Genomic DNA, 15,447 nt, shown 5'->3' on the forward strand with positions numbered 1-15,447 from the left:
AGCGCCGATGGTAGTGTGGGGTTTCCCCATGTGAGAGTAGGACACTGCCAGGTCCCAATTCTAAAACAAAGAACCCAGCGAAAGCTGGGTTTTTTGTTTTAAGGACTAGCACTAACGTGCTACTCCGCGGTCAGCCATCCCGAAGGGGGCTCCCATGGTCTCGCAGAGCTCGACCGTTCATCACTTGCCGCATGCCATCAGGCATCCGACATGCACCTGCGGTGCAGCGTTCTTCACGCAGTGTGCGTCCAACCCCAAGTGAGAGTAGGACGGGCTGGCCCTCCAGACTGCCAGGTCCCATTTAAAGAAACCCGCCTTACGGCGGGTTTTTTGCTTTCTGCGTTACAAAAAATCTCAATTTCTTATTCAGACAATGCTAGGCATTTCAGGCATAAGCAGAGTAATGTAATAGGTTTTATAAATACGTAAAGTCGTTCGCTATAAATATGCTGACTACACGTAAAGATTAACGATAGCTACCGAGCTACCGAAAAAGCGACTTAAACAAGGAAATTGTTATGTCTGAAAGAATAATACTGAATGCTACTTTTAACCCTGCAGTAAAAACGTACTGGCTTATAAGTCTATTGTTGGTATCTACTATAAGTATTGTGGGTATTCCTTTCTTAATTATCTCTATCCCTATTTTCTTCCTGATCAGTAGTAAAGTGCTTGCTGCTATGTCTGCCATAGTGACCGAAAGAAAAATAGTGGTGAAGCGTGGCGTGTTTAACAAAGAAGAAAAGTCTATTCCTCTAGAGAAAATAACAGATGTTGCTATGGTGCAGGGCCCATTAATGCGAGTGTTTAACTTGTATCGGCTGTCTTTTGAAACTGCAGGGCAATCTGCGCAAGGCGCTTTGGTTTCACTAATTGGCATCAATGACGCAGATACGTTTAGAGAAACTATTTTGGCGCAAAAAGATAAGTTGTTAACAAGTACTAGTGTAGTGCCAGAACAAAACACTGATGAAAGCAGCGATATGAAAGAGTTGATAGAAAGCGTAAAACGTATAGAGCTTTTACTAGAGAAAGCACTAGAGAGTAAATAACACCGTGCAGAGGTAATAATTCTAGAAATATAGATGCACCTGCAACACGGCTTACAGAGTAATGCCTAAAGGCGGATAAAGTTGCCTTACGCATTTTGGTTCTGTTTTCTAAACTGCCGTCAGTATTTCTACACAGTGTTGTTAAATAAAACCGCTAATTCAGTCGACTAACTTTTAGAAAACTGTGTGTTTTTTGGTAAACTACCACGATTAATAAATAGTGAAGTAAATAGGACGAACTAATGGCCGTATTCGGTACAGTATTTATGCCACAAATGGCACTAACTACCTTTGTCAACGATAAGTGGACTGACACCGAATTTGTCAGCGCAGACAGTATTCAGATGCACCCTGGTGCCCATGTACTTCATTATTCAAGTACGTGCTTTGAGGGCTTAAAAGCGTTTAAGCACGAAGATGGCAGTATCAATATTTTTAGAATGGATAAGAATATTGAGCGCTTTGCTCAAAGTAGTCGCCTTCTTAACTTGCCTGAAATAGACAAAGCACAAGTTGAGAAAATGATCATCGATATTGTTGCTAAGTACGCCTCAGAAGTACCTGAACCTCCAGGTTCTATGTATATTCGTCCTACTCATATTGGTACAGAAGCTTCTATTGGTAAGGCTGCAGCTCCTTCTGCAAGCTCAATGTTATATGTATTGTTGTCTCCTGTTGGCGATTACTTTGCGGGCGGCGCTAAGCCACTTCGCTTGTTATTAGATGAAACGGGAATGCGATGTGCCCCTCATATGGGAATGGTAAAAAGTGGCGGTAACTACGCCAGTGCTTTACCTCCTATTCTTAAAGCTCGTGCAGAAGTTCAGGCTGACCAAATTCTATTTTGTCCGAATGGCGATGTTCAAGAAACGGGTGCAGCAAACTTCTTACTTATTGATGGCGATGAGATAATCACCAAAGGTCTAGACTCTACCTTCTTACACGGTGTTACTCGCGCAACGGTTCTTCAAATTGCTAAAGATCACGGCATGAAAGTAAGTGAACGTGATATTACAGTTGATGAACTACTAGAGCGCTCAGCAAAGCCAAATACTGAAGCTGCGCTTTCTGGTACGGCTGCTGTTCTTACTCCGGTAGGTACCTTTATCCATAATGATAAAGAATATCAGGTGGGAAGCGGTGAAGCAGGCCCTGTTACTATGAAATTAAGACAGGCGCTTAATGATATTCAATGGGGTAAAGCTGAAGATACCCACAATTGGTTAGTAAAAGTACCTAACTAGTTAGAAACAATATACGAATAAAAAAGCCTGCGTAAGCAGGCTTTTTTGTTTCTAAACGTGGTTAGCTTATTTTGCTTGCCCTTGTTTGGCCACTGCATCCATCATCGCTTTAATGGCGTCAGCGTCACCCAAATATTCTTTTGAGATAGGCTTCAAGTTTTCATCTAGTTCGTAAACTAGTGGAACACCTGTTGGAATATTAAGGCCTAGTACTTCTTCATCAGACATACCGTCTAAATACTTAACCAATGCACGCAGGCTGTTGCCGTGTGCTGCAATGATCACTCGCTTACCTGCTTGGATATCAGGGCGAATAACGTCATGCCAGTATGGAAGTACACGCTCAATAGTTAGCTTTAAACTTTCTCCACGAGGAAGAATGTCTGCATCAACATGGCTATAACGTGGGTCATGGCCAGGGAAATGCTCGCTGTCATCTTCTACTGCAGGAGGTGGGATATCAAAGCTACGGCGCCAAATTTTAACTTGTTCTTCGCCGTGCTTCGCAGCTGTCTCTGCTTTGTCTAGCCCCGTAAGTGCACCATAGTGACGCTCGTTCAAACGCCAGTGGCGTTCAACGGGCAAATAGTGTTGACCCATTTCTTCTAGCGCTATATTTAGTGTTTTGATAGCACGTAGCAATACAGATGTGTATGCCTGATCGAATGCGAAACCCGCATCTTTAAGTAGCTTACCTGCGGTTTTGGCTTGTGCTACACCAGTGTCGGTCAAGTTAACGTCGTGCCAACCAGTGAATCTGTTCTCAAGATTCCACTGACTTTCTCCATGACGAATAAGTACCAATTTATACATAGTTGGGTTACCTGCGGCGTTAGAGTGAAGGTCTGTTTGTAGCCCGTAAATGGACGTTCAGACGTATATTAAAAAACTTTCCGTATCATCCTTGATTAGGCCGAAAAAATCCAGTTCGACCACTGACAAAAGTGCAGCGGCATAACTGCAAAACACGGTGGGAATTCACAGCATATATTAAATAAATTTGGCAAGATCAGGGTGTGCTATATCTAACCATTGCTTCATAGCGGGTTCTTCAATAAAGCTAAAGTCGGCAAAGTCAAAGCCGGGTGCAACCGTACAGCCTACTAAAGAGTATTCGCCCATACTTTGTGCTGCTTGATAGTTACCGGCATTGACTACCTCTGCATACTCGTTCCCTTGGCCACCAATTCTTCGTTCCCATAACTGTTGTTGATGCAGTTGAAACAATTGAAGTGGTGCTCCTTCGTAATGATTCCATACCTCGTCATGTAAAACGCGATGGAAGCGGCTTACCTTCCCCTTCAAAAGAAGGAAGTAAATGTGGGTTAATGCCGGTCTGGTTTCACCATGTATATATGAAGAGGTCTCATTCTCTGAACGGAATACTTGTCGATAAAAGCCGCCTTCGGGATGCGGGGCTAGGTTATACCTTTTTACAAGAGGGTGGGTCATAGCAACATCTTTATTATTATGGGCGCCCTTTTTACCTCATCCTACTTTGGCTAAATGATTTGCGTGCCAAATAAGTATGTTAAGAGCTGTTCTAGTCAACAGTCAGAATACATTCTGTTAGTTCATTTGAGAATAGTAATGTTGCAATAATGTAAATTGTGAATCAAAACCCAGTATAACGTATTGAGTGCAACCTAAGTGTTTTTAACTATGAGGTAATGTGAACTTTTTTTCATCTGTAGTGCGTACAAATACATCACAATTGCAGCAGTATTAACTACTGCGCGTCTTGCACAGGTAGTGAGTGTAAGAAACAAAAACTGAACAGGCAATAAGGATGGATAGCGCAATGACATACAAGTCTTTTTCGCAGCTTGATGTGGAAGGTAACACTTTCAAAGCAGTTAGTTTCAATGACATTGGCGATAAATACGAATTAAGCAGATTACCTTTTTGTATAAAAGTATTGCTAGAGAACCTAATACGTCACGAAGACGAAGAGTTTGTTAGCAGTGAAGACATCGAACAAGTAGCTAAATGGGATGTCAGTAATCATGCCGACCATGAAGTGTCTTTTGTTCCCGCTCGAGTAATCTTACAAGACTTTACTGGCGTGCCTGCCATTGTAGATTTAGCAGCAATGCGTGATGCGGTTGATAGACTTGGTGGAGATGCCCAAGCCATTAATCCGCTAAACCCTGTTGAGCTGGTAATCGATCACTCTGTAATGGTTGATCATTTTGCAGAAGAAAATGCGCTAGAGAAAAACACAGACATTGAAATTCAGCGAAACAAAGAGCGTTATCAATTTTTAAAGTGGGGGCAGTCGAGCTTCGATAACTTTAAGGTTGTCCCTCCTGGTCGAGGCATTGTCCACCAAGTGAACCTGGAATACTTGGCGCGTTGTGCTTTTACAAAGCAAGAAGGTGATGACACTTTCGTCTACCCCGACACGCTAGTAGGGACCGATTCTCACACAACCATGATTAACGGCCTTGGTGTGCTTGGCTGGGGTGTTGGCGGTATCGAAGCTGAAGCGGCAATGCTAGGTCAGCCTGTTACTATGCTTTTACCTAAAGTGGTTGGATTTAAGCTATCAGGTAAATTGCCAGCAGGCGTTACTGCAACCGACATGGTATTAACCATTACTCAACAGCTTCGCGCGCACGGCGTAGTAGGAAAGTTTGTTGAGTTTTATGGACCGGGACTGAAGCACTTAACCACTGCCGATAGAGCAACCATAGCAAATATGGCACCTGAATACGGTGCGACATGCGGTATTTTTCCTATCGACGATGTAGCTTTAGATTATTTGAAGCTAACAGGACGTGAAGAATCACAAATAAAGTTAGTTGAATCGTATGCTAAGTTCAGTGGTCTATGGCACGACGATACAACCAAAGATGCTGAGTATCACGAAACGCTTGAACTAGATCTTGGCGAAGTTGTACCGTCAATTGCTGGTCCGAAGCGCCCGCAGGATAAAATTGCATTAGACAAAGCAGCCGAAGAATTCAAGACCTGGCATCGTAGCCAAATTGACGTAAAAGTAATGGATGAAGAAGCAGACTTTGTTGCAGAAGGCGGGCTTGGCACAACTGACGAAATTGATGAATCGCACGATTCGTTTGTAGAGTTTAGAGGAAGTAAATTCAATTTAGAGGACGGCGCAATTGTTATCGCAGCGATAACAAGTTGCACAAACACGTCAAATCCATCTGTTCTGGTAGGTGCAGGTTTGCTTGCGAAGAAAGCAGCTGAAAAGGGGTTAACACGCAAGCCATGGGTGAAAACCTCACTAGCCCCCGGCTCGCAAGTGGTAACCCAGTATCTTGAAGATGCGAATTTGATGAAACCTTTAGAAGCACTTGGGTTTAACTTAGTGGGTTACGGCTGTACAACATGTATCGGTAATTCTGGGCCGCTTCCTGATTCAATTACTGACGCCATTCGAAAAGCAAAACTTACTGTTACTTCGGTATTGTCTGGTAATCGTAACTTTGAAGGGCGTATACATCCTGACGTGGCGGCTAACTACCTTGCATCACCGCCTCTCGTGGTTGCTTATGCCCTTGCTGGTAACATGAATATCGATATTACTACTGAACCGTTAGGTAAAGACAGCGACGGTGCGCCGGTTTATCTTAAAGACATCTGGCCAACAGAAGATGAAATTCAGGAGTACATTGCAGAAAACGTTACTGGAGATTTATTTAAGGCTAAATACGCTGACGTATTTAAAGGCAGCGGTGAGTGGAACTCGTTGCAAGTAAGTAAAACATCGGTTTACGACTGGCCTGAATCTACGTATATAAAGCATCCTCCGTTTTTCGAGGTGATGGGTAAAGAGCCACAAGCTCTTTCAGCGATAGACAATGCTCGTTGCTTGGTGAAAGTGGGCGATTCAATTACAACCGACCACATTTCGCCAGCCGGCGCTATTGCTGAAGACAGTCCTGCTGGAGAATACCTAAAAGCGCAGGGTGTTGAGCCTAGTGACTTCAATTCTTACGGTTCACGTCGTGGCAACCATGAGGTTATGATGCGCGGCACCTTTGCCAACGTGAGGCTGCAAAATCAACTGGCGCCCGGCACAAAAGGAAGTGCTACTACCCACTATCCAAGTGGCGACAGCATGTCTATCTTCCATGCAGCAATGCGCTATAAAGACGACGGAGTTCCTGCCGTTGTGATTGGTGGCAAAGAGTATGGTACCGGTTCAAGTAGAGACTGGGCTGCCAAAGGGCCATCACTAATGGGTGTTAGAGCGGTTATGGCTGAAAGTTATGAGCGTATTCACCGTTCAAATCTTATTGGTATGGGTATTCTTCCGTTGCAGTTTAAAGAGGGAGATAGCGCTTCTTCACTCGATTTAAAAGGAAACGAACAATATTCAATTGCCAAAATAGAGCGTGGGCAAAAAGAAGTAGACGTAACAGTGACCACTGATAGCGGTGAGTCGAACACATTTACCATGGATATCCGCATTGATACGTCTAACGAGTTTACCTACTTCGAAAATGGCGGCATTCTGCACTACGTTATTCGAGAGTACTTGAAAAAATAGTGATACAGAATTGAATAACGTTACGAATTGAAAAAGGGGCTTAAGCCCCTTTTTTATAAATTAAAATACACTATTAGTATGTGCGCTTTTCGCACATAACTTGTTTTATATTCGAGCCAACAGCTGCGCGTTTTTCGCATCTAAGATCTTGTGCTTCAGCTCCATATAAGGCGATATGTTCATCCACATAGGGCTGTAGAGCTTTTACGTATTCTTCAGGAAGTGCCTTTTTAATACGTCGATAAGAAAGGTTCCACTCAGCATTGCGCTGTTCAATTGCTACGCTCATCCACAGCCAACCTTCTTCGTAATTGATTGGCACTCCCCAGCCTTGGAAGTACATTTGCGCCAAGTAATATTGCGCCTCTTTATTTCCTAGCTTTGCAGACTCGGTTAACTTTTCGAGTGCCCTTTCATAATCTTTAGCATGTAGTGCACGCATACCTTGTTCAGCAATCAGTAAATATTCAGATTGCCACATGCCGTCAATTGTTTGCTTTTGCTGTGCGTATGCTGCTCCCGACGTCGCAAGACACAGGGCAGCGGTAGCCGCTATGAAGTGTTTTTTCATAGAATCCTTCCTTATAAATGTTCAATCCATTGGTAATGTAGTTTTTAAAGTATGTATGTTCTATCGCAAGGTGTAATGGCGTGTGTCTATCGAAACAGATAGACACATCTGCAAATACACCTTGTGATTCACATAGGTTTAATCGCCCCCAACAATCTGCACTTGCGCTAAGTCGGTATCACCTTTGAGCACTTTGAATATGGCGTCTTGTACCAGCGTACGCATGCCATCATGGGTTGCTTGCTGTTTCATATCAGCTACGCTGGCTTCTTTATACACCAGTGAACGCAACTCTGGCGTCATGCCCAGTAGTTCGTGTACGCCGGTTCGGCCTTTGTACCCCGTGTTGCCGCACTCTTCACATCCTTTGGCTCGATACAGTTCTAGCGAGGGGGGCAAATTCAATTCTGCAAGATGTTCCTTACCGTACTGGCGTTCAATGAAAGCCATATCGGTTTCACTCGCCACGTATTTTTCTTTGCAATTACCGCAAAGGGTTCTAACAAGTCGCTGTGCTAATATTCCCACACATGCATCTGAAAAGTTAACTGGATCTAGGCCCAGGTCTAACAAACGCGTAATGGTTTCAGGTGCAGAGTTTGTGTGAAGTGTAGAGAGCACTAAGTGACCTGTTAACGAGGCCTCGATACCCGCATGGGCGGTTTCTTTATCACGCATCTCACCAATTAATATAATGTCGGGGTCGGCACGAAGGAAGGCGCGAAGCGCATTGGCAAAGGTAAAGCCAATTTTGGGGCTTACTTGTACTTGTTGTAAACCTGGCTGCGTTATCTCAACCGGGTCCTCTGCTGTCCAAATCTTCTTCTCAGGCGTGTTTAAGTAGCCTAAAATGGCGTGCAGCGTTGTGGTTTTACCTGAACCTGTTGGGCCCACAACAAGCAAAATTCCATGCGGCTTCTTTATCATCTCTTCAAGGCGAGAACGATTATTGGGAGCAAGATTCATCTTATCAATCGGCATGGCCCCACCTGACGCCAAAATACGCATCACAACGCCTTCACCAGCCACGGTTGGAATAGTGGCTACACGAACCTCTACTAGCTGGCCGTTCATTCTAAATGCCAGTTTACCGTCTTGCGGAATACGCTTTTCCGCAATGTTCAAATTCGACATTATTTTAATACGGGCTATTACTGCACTGTGATGCGAATTGGGCACCTGATTCATATCGCGACAAACGCCGTCTACACGCATACGTACGCGAGTGGGGGCATTTTTCTCGGGATCTATGTGAATATCAGAGGCATTAAGGCGCTTAGCGTCGTGTAATATACGGCTAACAAGTCGCACAACGGCTGGAGCGTCATCTGATAGTTCGTCAACGTGTTCGTCATTATCTTCAGTGGACGACCCTATCTCGTCAAGGATATCGCTCATTTCACCGGGGCCACCGCCACCGCTGTTTTCGCCTAAATACTGAAGAATAAGATTGGGTAGACTAACCGCTATTTCATAGCTGTCTATGCCCATAGCACTTTCTATTTCCATTAGAAGCGCAGCATTGTTTGGCTCTGCCATCAGCACGATTGGTTTATCGTGAGCATCGGCAATCACAGCCACATAGTTGCGCTTTAAGTATGAAACATTAAGGCGACTTTCATTTTCAAATCTATGGTATTTGTCTGGTAAATAGGGAATAAATGGTACTTGGTAATGTATAGACAGTGAATTACCTATTTCCGACTCAGCTACACGGTGCTCAGATATAATACGTTGTACTACAGTACGTATATCTGATGACGACGATTGTAATTCTTCTAAAGTAGGTTCGTTTAATAAGCCCTTGTGTACCAGAAGGTCGAATGGGTTGTTGGTGCCACCCAATTCAAACCTAAATTTGTCACCTAATATAGAAGCAAGCTCATTACCCAAATTTAGATCGTCGCTATTGAACGGCCCTGCTTCCTTATTAATTATTTGCATGACGCCCATTAGCACGCCCGCATTCATAACAGGAACGCAAAGAATATTCTGTGTTTTAAAATCGTTATCTTTATCGAACTTATCTGCAAACCTAAGGCGCGGATGAATATTGTGAAGCAGTGAAGGATTGTATGGGTCGTCGATAACCACAGACTTTTGTGAAAGTGCAACATAACCCGCGATAGACATTGGGCTAATAGGAACCTTTATCTCAAGGGTTTCTTTACCCGTTTTAAAACGAGCTACTAAATCTTGGTGTTGACGGCGACGCTGGAAAATACTCATTCGTTGGGCGCCAAATAACTCAAGGATAATGGGCTCTAACACGCTGTAGGCTTCTAAAAGCGTTGAATGATTATTAAGAATGCGTTTTATTTGAGAAAATGCCTGTTGGCTATTCAATACTTCCATATTCACTCTATTTAAAGGTTTACACCCATTCCCTAGGTTTTATTCATCGCGGTTCCATACGTTATCACTGCATTCACACCAGTATAGAGAATGTGTAGCGAAACGATATTACAAGTGTCCGTTATAACATGAATTACGCAAGATATCGTATAAAAGCGCATATACAATCGTATAGCTTTAGTAGCAAGACAACCTTGTATCGCCAACTCTCAATATTGAGTAACCGCTACGAATCAGTTGGTGTTATTATACGATGATTAATTACTGAACATTAATAGTCATTCTCTTGTTGCATTAGTCCAGCGTTTCTGTATAATCCGCGCCCACTGCCCAATAAGGGTATGTACTTTTTAGCCGCGACCTCACTGCTTTTAGGGTGGTTGCCGAAGTAACGGATTTATCTTCATAGATTAGCCTGTTGCTAGCGTGCTAGAAAAAAGAACAGGGTTCCAATTGGGAACCATCGGTTTACGCACATCTTTTCTTTCCGGAATTAATGGAAGAGAAAAGGTGAATTTTTTTGTTCTTTCGATTGGAGCTTAATCGATGCCAAATCAAAGAATTCGCATTCGTTTGAAAGCGTTTGATCACAAGTTGATCGATCAGTCTACGGCTGAAATCGTTGAAACTGCGAAACGCACTGGTGCTCAGGTAAGTGGTCCTATTCCTCTACCTACTCGCAAAGAACGCTACACAGTTCTGATTTCTCCGCACGTTAATAAAGACGCGCGTGATCAATATGAAATCCGTACTCACAAGCGTTTGGTAGACATCATCGAGCCAACTGATAAAACAGTTGACGCGTTGATGCGTTTGGACTTGGCTGCTGGCGTTGATGTTCAAATCAGCCTGGGCTAATAAGAGAGGGTTATAACAATGGCGATTGGTCTAGTCGGTCGTAAAGTGGGTATGACTCGCATCTTCACTGAAGATGGTACGTCTATCCCTGTGACTGTTATTGAAGCGACCCCAAACCGCGTTACTCAAGTTCGTACTGAGGAAACTGACGGTTATCGCGCTCTTCAGGTTACTGCTGGAACTAAGAAAGCTAACCGCATCAACAAAGCTGAAGCAGGTCACTTTGCTAAAGCTGGTGTTGAAGCTGGACGCACTCTAGTAGAATTCCGCCTAGAAGACAACGAAGGTGCCGATATTGAAGTAGGCAGTGAAATCACTGTTGAAATCTTTAACGACACTAAAAAGATTGATGTAACTGGTACATCAAAAGGTAAAGGTTTCCAAGGTGCTATCAAACGCTGGAACTTCAGTTCTCAGCGCATGACACACGGTAACTCTTTGTCACACCGTGCTCCTGGTTCAATTGGTCAAAACCAATCACCAGGTAAAGTATTCAAAGGCAAGAAAATGGCTGGTCAGCTTGGTAACAAGCAAGTGACTACTCAGTCTTTGGAAGTAGTACGTGTTGACGTAGAGAACGGCCTTATCCTAGTTAAAGGTGCCGTACCTGGCGCAACTGGCAACGATGTAATCGTTAAGCCAGCTGTTAAAGCGTAACGTCTGGGGAGTGAAGTGATGGAATTAACATTGAAAGACGCGCAAAGCGCTCTTGAAGTATCCGAAGCGACCTTTGGACGTGAATTCAACGAAGCCCTGGTTCACCAGGTAGTTGTAGCTTACGGTGCAGGTGCTCGTCAGGGTACAAAAGCGCAGAAAACTCGCGCTGAAGTTCGTGGTGGCGGTAAGAAGCCATGGCGTCAAAAAGGTACTGGCCGCGCGCGTGCTGGTACAATCCGTAGCCCAATTTGGGTTGGCGGTGGCCGTGCTTTCGCAGCGAAGCCTCGTGACTTTGACCAAAAAGTTAACAAGAAAATGTATCGCGGTGCGATCAAGAGCATCTTGTCTGAACTAATCCGTCAAGACCGTTTGGTTGTTGTAGAGAAGTTCGGTGTTGACGCACCTAAGACTAAAGCTCTTATTTCTGCACTTAACGAATATGAACTAAACGACGTTCTAATCGTTACTCCTGAAGTTGATGAGAACTTGTTCCTAGCGGCACGCAACTTGTACAAAGTTGACGTACGTGACGTAGCAGGCATCGACCCAGTGAGCTTGATTGCATTTGAAAAAGTGCTAATGACTGCTGATGCGGTTAAACAACTTGAGGAGGCGTTAGCATGAAAGAAGAACGTCTACTGAAGGTGCTAGTAGCACCTCACGTTTCAGAAAAGTCTACAATGGCTGCTGAAGCGAACAACACAGTTGTATTTAAAGTAGCTAAAGACGCGAACAAAGCTGAAATCAAAGCAGCAGTTGAAAAACTGTTTGAAGTTGAAGTTGAAGGTGTTCGTACTGTGAACGTTAAGGGTAAAACCAAGCGTCACGGCATGTCTTTCGGTAAGCGCAGCGACTGGAAAAAGGCCTATGTGGTTCTTAAAGAAGGTCAGGACATCGACTTTGTCGGTGGTGCTGAGTAAGAAGGGGATTAGAAATGCCATTATTGAAAGCTAAGCCAACTTCTGCCGGTCGTCGTCACGTTGTTCAGGTCGTTAATCCTGACCTGCACAAAGGTGCACCTTACGCGCCTTTGCTAGAGAAAAACAGCAAGTCTGGTGGTCGTAACAACGGTGGTCGTATCACGACTCGTCACATCGGTGGTGGTCATAAGCAACACTATCGTGTAATCGACTTCAAACGCAACAAAGACGGCATTCCAGCTAAAGTTGAGCGTTTAGAGTACGATCCAAACCGTTCTGCTAACATTGCTCTAGTATTGTACGCAGACGGTGAGCGTCGTTACATTCTAGCTCCTAAGGGTATGAAAGCAGGTGATGCTATCCAGTCTGGTTCGGGCGCTCCGATCAAGTCTGGTAACACTCTACCTATGCGTAACATCCCTGTAGGTACTGTTGTACACGCAATTGAAATGAAGCCTGGCAAGGGTGCTCAAATCGCACGTTCTGCTGGTGCTTACGCTCAGATCCTAGCACGTGACGGAAACTACGTTACCCTACGTCTACGCTCTGGCGAAATGCGTAAAGTTCTTTCTGATTGCCGCGCCACTATTGGTGAAGTTGGCAATGCAGAGCACATGCTTCGTTCACTAGGTAAAGCTGGTGCTACACGCTGGCGTGGTGTTCGTCCTACCGTTCGTGGTGTTGCCATGAACCCGGTTGATCACCCACACGGTGGTGGTGAAGGTCGTACATCAGGCGGTCGTCACCCAGTAACTCCTTGGGGTGTTCCTACTAAAGGTAAGAAAACCCGAAGCAACAAGCGTACTGATAAGCTTATCGTACGTCGTCGTAACAAGTAATAGCGAGGATTCACCATGCCACGTTCTCTCAAGAAAGGTCCTTTTATTGACCTTCACTTGCTGAAGAAGGTAGAGGCTGCAGTGGAAAAGAACGAACGTAAACCAATCAAAACTTGGTCTCGTCGTTCTATGATCATCCCAGATATGATTGGGTTGACCATTGCGGTCCATAACGGTCGACAACATGTACCTGTCATTATTAGTGACGAAATGGTCGGCCACAAGTTGGGCGAATTTGCGCCAACGCGTACTTACCGCGGCCATGTCGCGGATAAGAAAGCTAAACGTTAAGGGGTAGGAAGATGGAAGCATTAGCTAAACACCGTTTTGCCCGCACGTCGGCTCAAAAAGCACGCTTGGTTGCGGATCAAATTCGCGGTATGCACGTTGAGAAAGCTCTAGAGCTACTTACGTACAGCCCGAAGAAAAGCGCAGCGCTAGTAAAGAAAGTATTGGAATCTGCGATTGCTAACGCAGAGCACAACGAAGGCGCAGACATCGACGAATTACGCGTGTCTAAAGTGTTCGTTGACGAAGGTCCAACTATGAAACGTATCAAGCCACGTGCTAAAGGCCGTGCTGATCGTATCTTCAAGCGCAGCAGTCACATCACTGTGGTTGTAGCGGATAACTAGGAGTAGATAATGGGACAGAAGGTACATCCTACAGGTATACGCCTGGGTATCAGCAAACCATGGACATCTACCTGGTACGCTAATACTGCAGACTATGCAGACAACCTGTATAACGATCATCAGGTACGTCAGTATCTGACTAAACAACTTAAGAACGCTTCACTTTCTAAAATCGTGATCGAGCGTCCTGCTAAGAGCATCCGTGTGACTATTCACACTGCTCGTCCAGGCGTTGTAATCGGTAAGAAAGGCGAAGACGTAGAGAAGTTGCGTAACTACGTATCTAAGCTAGCCGGTGTGCCAGCTCAGATCAACATCGCTGAAGTACGTAAGCCAGAGCTAGATGGCCAGCTAGTAGCTGATAGCATCTCTAGCCAGCTAGAGCGTCGTGTTATGTTCCGTCGTGCTATGAAGCGTGCGGTTCAAAACGCAATGCGTCTAGGCGCGAAAGGTATCAAAGTTGAAGTTAGCGGCCGTTTGGGCGGTGCAGAGATTGCACGTTCTGAATGGTACCGTGAAGGTCGCGTTCCTCTGCACACTTTCCGTGCGGACATCGATTACGCAACCTCTGAAGCGTCAACTACTTACGGTATCATCGGCGTTAAAGTATGGATCTTCAAAGGTGAAGTTCTAGGTGGTCTACCTACAACTCAAGAGCAAGCACCAGCTGCTCAACCTAAGAAGAAAGGCCGCAACGCTAAGCGAGAGGGCTAATCATGTTACAACCAAAACGCATGAAGTTCCGTAAGATGCACAAAGGCCGCAACCGCGGCTTAGCAGCGGGTAATACTGTTGCCTTTGGTACTTACGGCCTTAAAGCAGTTGGCCGTGGTCGTATGACTGCACGCCAAATCGAAGCAGCGCGTCGTGCTATGACTCGTCACGTTAAGCGTCAAGGTAAAATTTGGATTCGAGTTTTCCCTGACAAGCCAATTACTGAGAAGCCTCTTGAAGTGCGTCAAGGTAAAGGTAAAGGTAACGTTGAGTACTGGGTATGCCAAATTCAGCCTGGTCGTGTTCTTTACGAGATGGAAGGTGTTCCTGAAGCTCTAGCACGCGAAGCGTTTGAATTGGCAGCGGCTAAACTGCCATTTAAAACAACCTTTGTAACTCGGACGGTGATGTAATGAAAGCGACTGAACTGAAAGACAAAAGCGTAGAAGAGCTGAACGCAGAGTTGATTAACCTGCTACGCGAACAGTTCAACCTGCGCATGCAGCACACAACAGGCCAGCTTGAAAAAACTGACCAGTTGAGAAAAGTACGTCGTAACATCGCGCGTGTTAAAACCATTCTGACTCAAAAGGCTGATGCGTAATGACTGAGCAAAAAATTCGTACAGTACAAGGTCGTGTGGTTAGCAACAAGATGGATAAAACCATTACTGTTGTAGTTGAACGTTTTGTTAAGCACCCTATCTACGGGAAGTTCATCAAGCGCTCTACTAAGCTTCACGCCCACGACGAAAACAACGTGTGCAACCAAGGTGACGTAGTAACAGTACGTGAATGTCGCCCATTGTCTAAGAACAAAACTTGGACTCTAGTAGACGTTGTTGAGAAAGCTGGCGTTTAATCGCTAACTTTTTTTAAAGTCTTAAAAAAGCCGCTTTCGAGCGGCTTTTTTGTATGTGTTATCCACCTGAATACTGCTTATCAGTACTGAGCTGCGTGTTTATATAAAAAACATAGGTGTACTAAGCACGGTATTCTTTTATCCTGTAACTATTTGAAGTCTGCGTGTCGACGCCTATATCGTTATTCAACGCTCAATAGTAAATAGAGAACCCAAGGACGC

The 15,447-nt window shown here is 44.7% G+C and carries 18 protein-coding genes; 14 read left to right on the top strand and 4 right to left on the bottom strand.

Annotation, left to right across the window (positions count from 1 at the left end):
* Positions 1-518: 518 nt before the first annotated feature.
* Positions 519-1,052, top strand: coding sequence for a PH domain-containing protein (locus tag V7R35_RS13890; protein ID WP_334015509.1), 534 nt, complete (start codon positions 519-521; stop codon positions 1,050-1,052).
* Between the two features lie 242 nt (positions 1,053-1,294).
* A complete protein-coding gene (locus tag V7R35_RS13895; RefSeq protein ID WP_334015510.1) occupies positions 1,295-2,296 on the top strand; it encodes a branched-chain amino acid aminotransferase in 1,002 nt (333 codons plus the stop codon).
* 66 nt (positions 2,297-2,362) lie between these two features.
* Here V7R35_RS13895 and gpmA read toward each other — a convergent pair whose 3' ends face one another.
* Together gpmA and V7R35_RS13905 are read right to left on the bottom strand one after the other, a co-directional pair.
* Positions 2,363-3,109: a 2,3-diphosphoglycerate-dependent phosphoglycerate mutase gene (gpmA, locus tag V7R35_RS13900; RefSeq protein ID WP_334015511.1), complete on the bottom strand. Its 747-nt coding sequence runs from the start codon at positions 3,107-3,109 to the stop codon at positions 2,363-2,365.
* 177 nt (positions 3,110-3,286) lie between these two features.
* Positions 3,287-3,748 carry a cupin domain-containing protein gene (locus V7R35_RS13905; RefSeq protein WP_334015512.1) on the bottom strand — a complete coding sequence of 154 codons (462 nt, stop codon included), beginning with the start codon at positions 3,746-3,748 and terminating at the stop codon, positions 3,287-3,289.
* 349 nt (positions 3,749-4,097) lie between these two features.
* Here V7R35_RS13905 and acnA point away from each other — a divergent pair, with 349 nt between their 5' ends.
* Entirely contained in the window at positions 4,098-6,815 is a 2,718-nt protein-coding gene (gene acnA, locus V7R35_RS13910; RefSeq protein ID WP_334015513.1) for an aconitate hydratase AcnA, read from the top strand.
* 73 nt (positions 6,816-6,888) lie between these two features.
* On the opposite strand, the gene V7R35_RS13915 is transcribed toward acnA, so the two are convergent.
* Entirely contained in the window at positions 6,889-7,386 is a 498-nt protein-coding gene (locus V7R35_RS13915; RefSeq protein ID WP_334015514.1) for a hypothetical protein, read from the bottom strand.
* Between the two features lie 138 nt (positions 7,387-7,524).
* The gene (locus V7R35_RS13920) at positions 7,525-9,741 is read right to left on the bottom strand and encodes a GspE/PulE family protein (RefSeq protein ID WP_334015515.1); all 2,217 of its coding nucleotides are present in this window, start codon (positions 9,739-9,741) and stop codon (positions 7,525-7,527) included.
* Positions 9,742-10,287: 546 nt separating this feature from the next.
* Here V7R35_RS13920 and rpsJ point away from each other — a divergent pair.
* The 11 genes from rpsJ to rpsQ are packed head-to-tail and all read left to right on the top strand — an operon-like array spanning position 10,288 to position 15,225.
* Positions 10,288-10,599: a 30S ribosomal protein S10 gene (rpsJ, locus tag V7R35_RS13925; protein WP_010179497.1), complete on the top strand. Its 312-nt coding sequence runs from the start codon at positions 10,288-10,290 to the stop codon at positions 10,597-10,599.
* Positions 10,600-10,617: 18 nt separating this feature from the next.
* A complete protein-coding gene (gene rplC / locus V7R35_RS13930; protein ID WP_131093693.1) occupies positions 10,618-11,256 on the top strand; it encodes a 50S ribosomal protein L3 in 639 nt (212 codons plus the stop codon).
* 18 nt (positions 11,257-11,274) lie between these two features.
* The gene (gene rplD, locus V7R35_RS13935) at positions 11,275-11,880 is read left to right on the top strand and encodes a 50S ribosomal protein L4 (protein ID WP_012516958.1); all 606 of its coding nucleotides are present in this window, start codon (positions 11,275-11,277) and stop codon (positions 11,878-11,880) included.
* A complete protein-coding gene (gene rplW, locus V7R35_RS13940) occupies positions 11,877-12,176 on the top strand; it encodes a 50S ribosomal protein L23 (RefSeq protein ID WP_012516959.1) in 300 nt (99 codons plus the stop codon). Before rplD ends, rplW begins: the two co-directional genes overlap by 4 nt.
* Positions 12,177-12,190: 14 nt before the next feature.
* On the top strand, positions 12,191-13,015 hold the full coding sequence (gene rplB, locus V7R35_RS13945; RefSeq protein WP_334015516.1) for a 50S ribosomal protein L2: 825 nt from the start codon (positions 12,191-12,193) through the stop codon (positions 13,013-13,015).
* 15 nt (positions 13,016-13,030) lie between these two features.
* Positions 13,031-13,306 carry a 30S ribosomal protein S19 gene (gene rpsS / locus V7R35_RS13950; protein ID WP_012516961.1) on the top strand — a complete coding sequence of 92 codons (276 nt, stop codon included), beginning with the start codon at positions 13,031-13,033 and terminating at the stop codon, positions 13,304-13,306.
* Positions 13,307-13,317: 11 nt separating this feature from the next.
* Entirely contained in the window at positions 13,318-13,650 is a 333-nt protein-coding gene (rplV, locus tag V7R35_RS13955) for a 50S ribosomal protein L22 (RefSeq protein ID WP_071816771.1), read from the top strand.
* A 9-nt stretch (positions 13,651-13,659) separates the two neighbouring features.
* Complete coding sequence (gene rpsC, locus V7R35_RS13960) at positions 13,660-14,364, top strand: 30S ribosomal protein S3 (RefSeq protein ID WP_014947978.1); 705 nt, start codon at positions 13,660-13,662, stop codon at positions 14,362-14,364.
* Positions 14,365-14,366: 2 nt separating this feature from the next.
* Positions 14,367-14,777, top strand: a complete 411-nt coding sequence (gene rplP / locus V7R35_RS13965; RefSeq protein ID WP_014997065.1) for a 50S ribosomal protein L16 — start codon at positions 14,367-14,369, stop codon at positions 14,775-14,777.
* On the top strand, positions 14,777-14,968 hold the full coding sequence (gene rpmC, locus V7R35_RS13970; RefSeq protein ID WP_012516965.1) for a 50S ribosomal protein L29: 192 nt from the start codon (positions 14,777-14,779) through the stop codon (positions 14,966-14,968). The genes rplP and rpmC overlap by 1 nt, the downstream gene beginning before the upstream one ends.
* On the top strand, positions 14,968-15,225 hold the full coding sequence (gene rpsQ / locus V7R35_RS13975) for a 30S ribosomal protein S17 (RefSeq protein ID WP_159627389.1): 258 nt from the start codon (positions 14,968-14,970) through the stop codon (positions 15,223-15,225). The genes rpmC and rpsQ overlap by 1 nt, the downstream gene beginning before the upstream one ends.
* Positions 15,226-15,447 lie beyond the last annotated feature (222 nt).

Origin of the sequence: Alteromonas sp. S167 (genome assembly GCF_036864375.1) — a bacterium.
In the GTDB taxonomy this organism is placed as follows: Bacteria; Pseudomonadota; Gammaproteobacteria; order Enterobacterales; family Alteromonadaceae; genus Alteromonas.

Bases quoted from the DNA above. Each gene is read 5' to 3' on its own strand.
- V7R35_RS13890 (WP_334015509.1), top strand. From the start codon at position 519: ATGTCTGAAAGAATAATACTGAATGCTACTTTTAACCCTGCAGTAAAA.
- V7R35_RS13895 (WP_334015510.1), top strand. From the start codon at position 1,295: ATGGCCGTATTCGGTACAGTATTTATGCCACAAATGGCACTAACTACC.
- gpmA (WP_334015511.1), bottom strand. From the start codon at position 3,109: ATGTATAAATTGGTACTTATTCGTCATGGAGAAAGTCAGTGGAATCTT.
- V7R35_RS13905 (WP_334015512.1), bottom strand. From the start codon at position 3,748: ATGACCCACCCTCTTGTAAAAAGGTATAACCTAGCCCCGCATCCCGAA.
- acnA (WP_334015513.1), top strand. From the start codon at position 4,098: ATGACATACAAGTCTTTTTCGCAGCTTGATGTGGAAGGTAACACTTTC.
- V7R35_RS13915 (WP_334015514.1), bottom strand. From the start codon at position 7,386: ATGAAAAAACACTTCATAGCGGCTACCGCTGCCCTGTGTCTTGCGACG.
- V7R35_RS13920 (WP_334015515.1), bottom strand. From the start codon at position 9,741: ATGGAAGTATTGAATAGCCAACAGGCATTTTCTCAAATAAAACGCATT.
- rpsJ (WP_010179497.1), top strand. From the start codon at position 10,288: ATGCCAAATCAAAGAATTCGCATTCGTTTGAAAGCGTTTGATCACAAG.
- rplC (WP_131093693.1), top strand. From the start codon at position 10,618: ATGGCGATTGGTCTAGTCGGTCGTAAAGTGGGTATGACTCGCATCTTC.
- rplD (WP_012516958.1), top strand. From the start codon at position 11,275: ATGGAATTAACATTGAAAGACGCGCAAAGCGCTCTTGAAGTATCCGAA.
- rplW (WP_012516959.1), top strand. From the start codon at position 11,877: ATGAAAGAAGAACGTCTACTGAAGGTGCTAGTAGCACCTCACGTTTCA.
- rplB (WP_334015516.1), top strand. From the start codon at position 12,191: ATGCCATTATTGAAAGCTAAGCCAACTTCTGCCGGTCGTCGTCACGTT.
- rpsS (WP_012516961.1), top strand. From the start codon at position 13,031: ATGCCACGTTCTCTCAAGAAAGGTCCTTTTATTGACCTTCACTTGCTG.
- rplV (WP_071816771.1), top strand. From the start codon at position 13,318: ATGGAAGCATTAGCTAAACACCGTTTTGCCCGCACGTCGGCTCAAAAA.
- rpsC (WP_014947978.1), top strand. From the start codon at position 13,660: ATGGGACAGAAGGTACATCCTACAGGTATACGCCTGGGTATCAGCAAA.
- rplP (WP_014997065.1), top strand. From the start codon at position 14,367: ATGTTACAACCAAAACGCATGAAGTTCCGTAAGATGCACAAAGGCCGC.
- rpmC (WP_012516965.1), top strand. From the start codon at position 14,777: ATGAAAGCGACTGAACTGAAAGACAAAAGCGTAGAAGAGCTGAACGCA.
- rpsQ (WP_159627389.1), top strand. From the start codon at position 14,968: ATGACTGAGCAAAAAATTCGTACAGTACAAGGTCGTGTGGTTAGCAAC.